This window comes from uncultured Veillonella sp. (assembly GCF_915069625.1).
In the GTDB taxonomy this organism is placed as follows: domain Bacteria; phylum Bacillota; class Negativicutes; order Veillonellales; family Veillonellaceae; genus Veillonella.
Genome location: NZ_CAJZFD010000110.1, coordinates 1 through 6,704, shown reverse-complemented (window position 1 = coordinate 6,704; position 6,704 = coordinate 1). Strand labels below are relative to the sequence as shown.

Here is a 6,704-nt window from a genome sequence, read left to right as displayed (position 1 = left end):
TTAAAATAAGGACAATATTTAGTATATCACCATAAAATATATCACTATATATGCGAAAAACCTTGCCAATATGGGAATTATTATATATACTTAAGATGTAATATTAATACTAGGTCATAAAAGGTGGTCCCATGAGTCGGTTAAAGAAGCAAGAGCGCCAAAAGCAGTTACAAGAAAAACTGAATATTACGCCATTTCTTACTGATGAAGAATTGGCAACACACTTTAATGTAAGTGTGCCAACTATTCGTCTTGATCGACTAGAGTTGGGGATTCCTGAATTGCGTGAACGCATACGCGTCATGGCTACAGGTCAATCACAAGAAACGGTAGAACATGTACCGTACGAAGTGGTTGGTGAATTGATTGATGTCACGGAAGGGCAACAAGCATTATCAATGTTGCGTACTACTGCAGACATGGAAGATCGATTTGGATATGTAGAGCCACAGTATTTATATGCTCAAGCGAATTCCCTCGCAAAGGTAGTCATGGGGACTACTGTTTGTTCTGCGGAGGTTGGAAATATAAAATATAAAAACCCAGTAGGAGCTGGTACTAATTTGGTGGCAAAAGCAGAAATTGTGCGTCGCCGTGGTAATAAGTTCTTTATTTGGGTCATTATAAGAGATAAAATAAAAGAAGTATTTCGCGCAAAATTTATTATGGAATCCGTAGAGAATAGGGTGTAGATTATGAAAATTGCAATAGACGCCATGGGTGGCGACTTTGCTCCATTGGAGACTGTACTAGGATCCATTGAAGCCGTACGAGCAAATGAACACATTGAAGTGGTGCTCGTCGGCGATGAGCAGCAAATTTTTAATATATTAGAAGCTAATAATGAAGCTAAGAATCCACGCATTTCTGTACATCATGCCAGTCAAGTCATCGGTATGGATGAGCATCCAGGACAAGCATTGCGTAAGAAAAAGGACGCATCTGTTGTGGTAGCGACATCTTTAGTTCGTGATAATATTTGCGATGCCGTAATTGCTCCTGGTAGCACAGGTGCTGCTGTAGCAGCTGCATTGTTTGGACTCGGTCGCATTAAAGGGGTCGATCGCCCAGTTATTGCTACTCCGATGCCAACAGTGAGTGGTATTACTGTTATGTTAGACTCAGGTGCTAACTCCAATAGTAAACCAAAACATCTTGTACAAGGTGCTTTGATGGGCTCTGAATATGCAAAACTTTTATTAGGTAAAGAGAATCCTACAGTAGGATTGTTAAATATTGGCGAAGAAGCCACAAAAGGGAACGATGTCGTTCTAGCCACATATCCAATTTTGGAACGTATGAAAACCATCAATTTTAAAGGTAATATTGAAGGCCGTGATATTCCTAAAGGGGCCGTAGATGTTGTTGTATGCGATGGCTTTGTAGGTAATGTGGTACTTAAATTTGCGGAAGGTCTAGTAACAGGTCTTGCACAATTAGTAAAGGATAGCATCATGGCAGGGAGTATCTTTGCTAAGATTGGTGCTATGCTCGTAAAGCCAGCTTTGAAGAAGATGGCTAAACGCTTAGATCACACAGAAAATGGTGGTGCTCCACTCTTAGGGGTTAATGGGGTCTTTATGATTGCCCATGGTAGCTCTAAATCAAAAGAGATAAAGACTGCTATTGAAATTGCTGGAGATTTAGTAGAGCGTAAGATTATTCAACACATAAGAGAAACAATGGATATTGAAGGAGCCTTGAAGTATGACTATGATGAGTAAACCGGTAGGAATCATTGGTACTGGGAGCTTCCTTCCTGACAATGTAGTAACAAACTTTGATCTTGAAAAAATGGTTGATACCAATGACCAATGGATTAGAGAACGTACTGGTATCGAAGAACGACGCATTGCACCGGAAGGTATGAATACATCCTATATGGCAACTGAGGCTGCCAAGAAAGCTATGCAAATGGCTAAGGTTACCGCAGAAGACATTGATATGATTATTTTTGCTACCTTAACACCGGATATGATTATTCCTTCAGCAGCTTGTGTATTACAAGCGAATTTAGGAGCTAAAAATGCAGCGGCTTATGATTTGCAAGCTGCATGTTCTGGCTTTGTTTATGGATTGATTACTGCAGCTAGCTATATTAGCTCTGGCTTATATAAAAAGGTACTCGTTGTAGGGGCAGAAATTCTCTCTCGTCGAGTGAATTGGAATGATCGTGGTACATGTATCCTCTTTGGTGATGGTGCAGGTGCTGCAGTAGTATCTGAAGTTCCTGAAGGTTATGGCATTAAAGGTGTTGATATGGGAGCTGATGGTACTGGTGGTCCATCTCTTTGTATTCCTGCCGGAGGTACAGCTGTAGTTGCCAATGACCAACGCGTTGAAGAAGGTTTAACATTCATTCATATGGATGGTCCTGAAGTATATAAATTTGCTGTTAAAACGATGGGGCGTACGGTTCTAAGATCTTTAGAACGTGCTGGAATGGAACTTAATGAGTTAGATTTCTTCATTCCACATCAAGCAAATATTCGCATTATTGATTCGGCTGCAAAACGCTTACATATGCCGATGGAAAAAGTATTTGTTAATTTACATAAGTATGGTAATACATCTGCCGCGTCTGTAGCGATAGCTTTGGACGAAGCTAATCGTGAAGGACGTTTCAAACGCGGTGATAACGTTGCGTTTGCAGGATTTGGTGCAGGCCTAACTTGGGCTAGCCTTGTCTTGAAATGGTATTAAGGAGGACACATCAAGATGATTAAGACTGACATTTGTGATTTATTGCAGATTGAGTACCCGATCTTACAAGGTGGTATGGCTTGGCTCGGTACTGCAGAATTAGCGGCAGCTGTTTCCGAAGCTGGTGGCCTTGGTATCATTGGGGCTGGTCATATGCCTCCTGATATTTTCCGTAATGAAATTCACAAATTGAAAGAACGTACAAGCAAGCCATTTGGTTGTAACATCATGCTCATGTCTCCATTTGTAAAAGAAGTTATGGAAGTAGTTGTGGAAGAACGCGTTCCTGTTATTACTACAGGTGCTGGTAATCCTGGCGTGTACATTCCAGCTTTAAAAGAAATCGGTACAAAGGTAATTCCAGTAGTTGCTTCCGTATTACTTGCAAAACGCTTGTTGCGTGGCGGCATTGATGCAATTATTGCTGAAGGTACAGAATCCGGTGGTCACGTAGGCGATATTACAACTATGGCATTGATTCCTCAAGTGGTAGACGCTGTAGATGTACCAGTTATTGCAGCTGGTGGTATTGCTGATGGTCGTGGTATGGCTGCAGCCTTTGCATTGGGCGCTCAAGCAGTACAAATGGGTACGCGCTTCGTATTATCTGAAGAATGTATTGCTCATGAAAACTACAAAAATGCAGTGTTGAAAGCGAAAGATCGCGCTACAGTTATGACTGGTTTAACAACAGGTCACCCTGTACGTATCATTGATAATGCATTGGCACATAAATATAAATCCCTTGAATTTAGCGGTGGTTCCAAAGAAGAGTTAGAAAACTTAGGTGCAGGTACACTTCGTAAAGCTGCTATTGAAGGTGATGTAAAAGAAGGTTCTGTAATGATCGGTCAAATCTCTGGTATGTTAACAGATGTTAAACCATGTGCAACTATTATCAAAGATATTATGACTGAAGCTGAAACTGTAATTAAAAACCTTCAAGGTCTTGGTAAATAAGGAGGCCCTTATGAAAACGGCATTTGTTTTTCCTGGTCAAGGTTCCCAAAAAGTAGGCATGTTACAAGATTTGTACAATGCATATCCTATTGTGAAACAACGTTTTGAAGAAGCTGATGAAGCACTTGGTTACTCTATTTCCGAATTGTGCTTTGAAGGTCCTGATACTGAACTTGTTAAAACAGCTAATACACAACCAGCTATTTTAACTGCATCTGTAGCTTGCTATGAAGTCCTTAAAGAACAAGGCTTTACACCTGATATCGTAGGTGGTCATAGTCTTGGTGAATACAGTGCTCTTGTAGCAGCAGGTGTATTGAACTTTAAAGATGCTGTGTATGTTGTTCATAAACGCGGTGAATATATGCAAGAAGCTGTGCCATTGGGCAAAGGTGCTATGGCCGCAATTCTAGCTTTACCTCGTGAACAAGTTGTAGAAATTTGTAAAGAGGTTAACGATTCTGTTGGTTCTGTACAAGCAGTTAACTTCAACTGCCCAGGTCAAATCGTTATTGCTGGTGAAACAGCAGCGGTAGAAACTGCAGCAGAAAAGATGAAAGCAGCCGGTGCAAAACGTGCTGTTATGCTTCCTGTAAGTGCTCCATTCCACAGCCGTTTGATGGAACCTGCAGCTCTTCGTTTAAAAGAAGAGTTGGATAAAATCCAAGTGAGCGATGCTCAAATCCCTGTAGTAGCAAATGTTACAGGTAAAATTTTGACTAATGCAAACGAAATTAAAGAGTCCTTAGTTACACAAGCTGCTAATCCTGTATTGTGGGAAGACTGCGTAGCTGAAATGGTTAACTTTGGTGTAACTCGTTTCGTTGAAGTTGGTCCTGGTAAAGTACTTACTGGCTTTACTAAAAAGATCAATAAAGATATGGAATTAGCCAATGTTGAAGACATTGCATCCTTAGAGAAAACGCTTGAATTTTTGAAAGGGGTTCGATAAAATGCATTTAGAGGGTAAAGTAGCCATTGTAACTGGCGCATCCCGTGGCATTGGTCGCGCTGTAGCTATCAATTTGGCAAAATCTGGTGCTGATGTGGTGGTTAACTATAGCGGTAGCGAAGGTGCAGCTCAAGAAACTGTTGAAGCTGTACAAGCTTTAGGCCGTAAAGCCATTAAAATTAAAGCCAATGTAGCTAATGCTGATGAAGTTGCTTCTATGGTAGAAGAAGCTCATAAAGAGTTTGGTCACATTGATATTCTCGTAAATAATGCGGGTATTACGCGCGACGGTTTGTTGATGCGTATGAAAGATGAAGATTTTGATGCTGTTATTGATATCAACCTTAAAGGTGTATATTTAGTAACTAAAGCAGTATCTAAAATCATGATGAAACAACGTTCTGGTCGTATTATCAACATGACATCTGTTGTAGGTGTTATGGGTAATGCGGGTCAAACTAACTATGCAGCTTCTAAAGCTGGTGTAATTGGTTTCACTAAATCCTGTGCTAAAGAATTAGCAAGCCGTGGCATTACTGTTAATGCTATTGCACCAGGCTTTATCAATACAGATATGACTGATGTATTGCCAGAAAAAGTTAAAGAAGCTATGGTTGCTGAAATTCCATTGGGCCGTATGGCTGATGCTGAAGAAGTAGCAACAGTAGCAACATTCCTTGCTAGCGATTTTGCTAACTATATTACAGGCCAAGTCATCAATGTAGATGGCGGTATGGTGATGTAGTTTCAAAATTAGACTATATATAAATACACTTTGAAAGGAGGTGAACCACCAATGAACACTTTCGATAAAGTAAAAGCAATCGTTGTGGAACAATTAGGCGTTGATGAAGCTGAAGTTACCATTGATTCTACATTCATCGACGACTTAGGCGCTGACTCCTTAGATATCGTTGAATTGATCATGGCATTCGAAGAAGAATTCAATGTTGAAATCCCTGACGATGTTGCAGAAAAAATCAAAACCGTTAAGGATACAGTAGAATATATTGATTCTGCTAAATAAGCTGTAAAGCTGACAATTCAGCCGCACGGGAGGCCGAGTGGCCTCCCCACCGGTTTTATATACAGGAGGATTTGATAGTGAAGCTCCCTGAACTTCGCATTGGGAATCTAGTGGCCAAAGTACCTATTATTCAAGGTGGTATGGCGATTAGATTGTCTACAGCTCGCTTGGCAGCAGCCGTTGCAAATGAAGGTGGTATCGGCCTTATTGCAGCATCCGGTTTGCCATTTGATGAATTACGATACGAAATACAATTAGCTAGAAAATTATCACCTACGGGTATTATTGGTATAAATGCGATGGTTGCAGCCACACAATTTGCTGGCTTAGTAAAAACTGCCATCGAAGAGGGCATTGATCTTGTAGTAGCAGGTGCTGGTTTTTCAAGAGATATGTTCGCAATGGGCAAAGAGTCTGGTACTCCAATCGTACCAATCGTTTCGTCCGCAAAATTAGCTCGCATTTCTGAAGGTCTAGGTGCGGCAGCAGTCATCGTAGAAGGTTGCGAAGCTGGTGGCCACTTGGGTACGGATCGTTCCGCTCGAGAAATCGTTCCGGAAGTTGTAGCTGCTGTTAAAAACATTCCAGTTATTGGTGCTGGTGGTGTTCTTGATGGTCGTGACATTGTAGAAATGTTGAAATTAGGTGCTAGTGGCGTTCAAATGGGTAGTCGTTTTGCTGCTTCTGATGAATGTAATGCATCTGACGAATTGAAAAAAATGTATGTACGGGCTACTAACCCTGAGGACATTGTATTAATTCAAAGCCCTGTAGGTTTGCCTGGACAAGCAATTAAAAATAAATTTGCTGAATCTGTATTAGACGGTACTGTAGCACCTCCAACGGTGTGTGATAACTGTTTAAAACATTGTTCCCATAAATTCTGTATCATCCGTGCTCTTTCTCGTGCACAACAAGGTGATGTGGAAACAGGTTTGGTGTTCTCTGGCAATAATATGAGAAAAGTCGACAAGATTATGCCAGTTAAAGATATCTTTGCTCAACTCAAACAGCAAGTAGCAGAGATTGATTAATTTAAAAGGGCTGTATAGCTATAAGAGG

The 6,704-nt window shown here is 40.7% G+C and carries 8 protein-coding genes; all 8 read left to right on the top strand.

Translation table 11 applies throughout. From position 1 onward, the window contains the following. Positions 1 to 131: 131 nt before the first annotated feature. Positions 132 to 692: a transcription factor FapR gene (fapR, locus tag QZ548_RS06705; protein ID WP_005386980.1), complete on the top strand. Its 561-nt coding sequence runs from the start codon at positions 132 to 134 to the stop codon at positions 690 to 692. A 3-nt stretch (positions 693 to 695) separates the two neighbouring features. Then, complete coding sequence (gene plsX / locus QZ548_RS06700) at positions 696 to 1,724, top strand: phosphate acyltransferase PlsX (RefSeq protein ID WP_295793499.1); 1,029 nt, start codon at positions 696 to 698, stop codon at positions 1,722 to 1,724. Then, positions 1,708 to 2,703 (top strand): beta-ketoacyl-ACP synthase III, encoded by a 996-nt coding sequence (locus tag QZ548_RS06695; RefSeq protein WP_295793497.1) that lies wholly within the window; start codon positions 1,708 to 1,710, stop codon positions 2,701 to 2,703. Before plsX ends, QZ548_RS06695 begins: the two co-directional genes overlap by 17 nt. A 15-nt stretch (positions 2,704 to 2,718) precedes the next feature. Next, positions 2,719 to 3,663, top strand: a complete 945-nt coding sequence (gene fabK / locus QZ548_RS06690) for an enoyl-[acyl-carrier-protein] reductase FabK (protein WP_295869215.1) — start codon at positions 2,719 to 2,721, stop codon at positions 3,661 to 3,663. Positions 3,664 to 3,673: 10 nt separating this feature from the next. Continuing rightward, positions 3,674 to 4,615, top strand: a complete 942-nt coding sequence (fabD, locus tag QZ548_RS06685) for an ACP S-malonyltransferase (RefSeq protein ID WP_295869213.1) — start codon at positions 3,674 to 3,676, stop codon at positions 4,613 to 4,615. 1 nt (position 4,616) lies between these two features. Beyond that, a complete protein-coding gene (gene fabG, locus QZ548_RS06680) occupies positions 4,617 to 5,360 on the top strand; it encodes a 3-oxoacyl-[acyl-carrier-protein] reductase (protein ID WP_295869212.1) in 744 nt (247 codons plus the stop codon). A gap of 51 nt (positions 5,361 to 5,411) precedes the next feature. Next, the gene (locus tag QZ548_RS06675; protein WP_004693441.1) at positions 5,412 to 5,642 is read left to right on the top strand and encodes an acyl carrier protein; all 231 of its coding nucleotides are present in this window, start codon (positions 5,412 to 5,414) and stop codon (positions 5,640 to 5,642) included. Positions 5,643 to 5,719: 77 nt separating this feature from the next. Then, positions 5,720 to 6,676, top strand: coding sequence for a nitronate monooxygenase family protein (locus QZ548_RS06670; RefSeq protein WP_005386972.1), 957 nt, complete (start codon positions 5,720 to 5,722; stop codon positions 6,674 to 6,676). Positions 6,677 to 6,704 lie beyond the last annotated feature (28 nt).

Excerpts from the sequence above, each read along its gene's own strand:
- fapR (WP_005386980.1), top strand. The coding sequence starts at position 132 with ATGAGTCGGTTAAAGAAGCAAGAGCGCCAAAAGCAGTTACAAGAAAAA.
- fabG (WP_295869212.1), top strand. The coding sequence starts at position 4,617 with ATGCATTTAGAGGGTAAAGTAGCCATTGTAACTGGCGCATCCCGTGGC.
- QZ548_RS06695 (WP_295793497.1), top strand. The coding sequence starts at position 1,708 with ATGACTATGATGAGTAAACCGGTAGGAATCATTGGTACTGGGAGCTTC.
- QZ548_RS06675 (WP_004693441.1), top strand. The coding sequence starts at position 5,412 with ATGAACACTTTCGATAAAGTAAAAGCAATCGTTGTGGAACAATTAGGC.
- fabK (WP_295869215.1), top strand. The coding sequence starts at position 2,719 with ATGATTAAGACTGACATTTGTGATTTATTGCAGATTGAGTACCCGATC.
- plsX (WP_295793499.1), top strand. The coding sequence starts at position 696 with ATGAAAATTGCAATAGACGCCATGGGTGGCGACTTTGCTCCATTGGAG.
- fabD (WP_295869213.1), top strand. The coding sequence starts at position 3,674 with ATGAAAACGGCATTTGTTTTTCCTGGTCAAGGTTCCCAAAAAGTAGGC.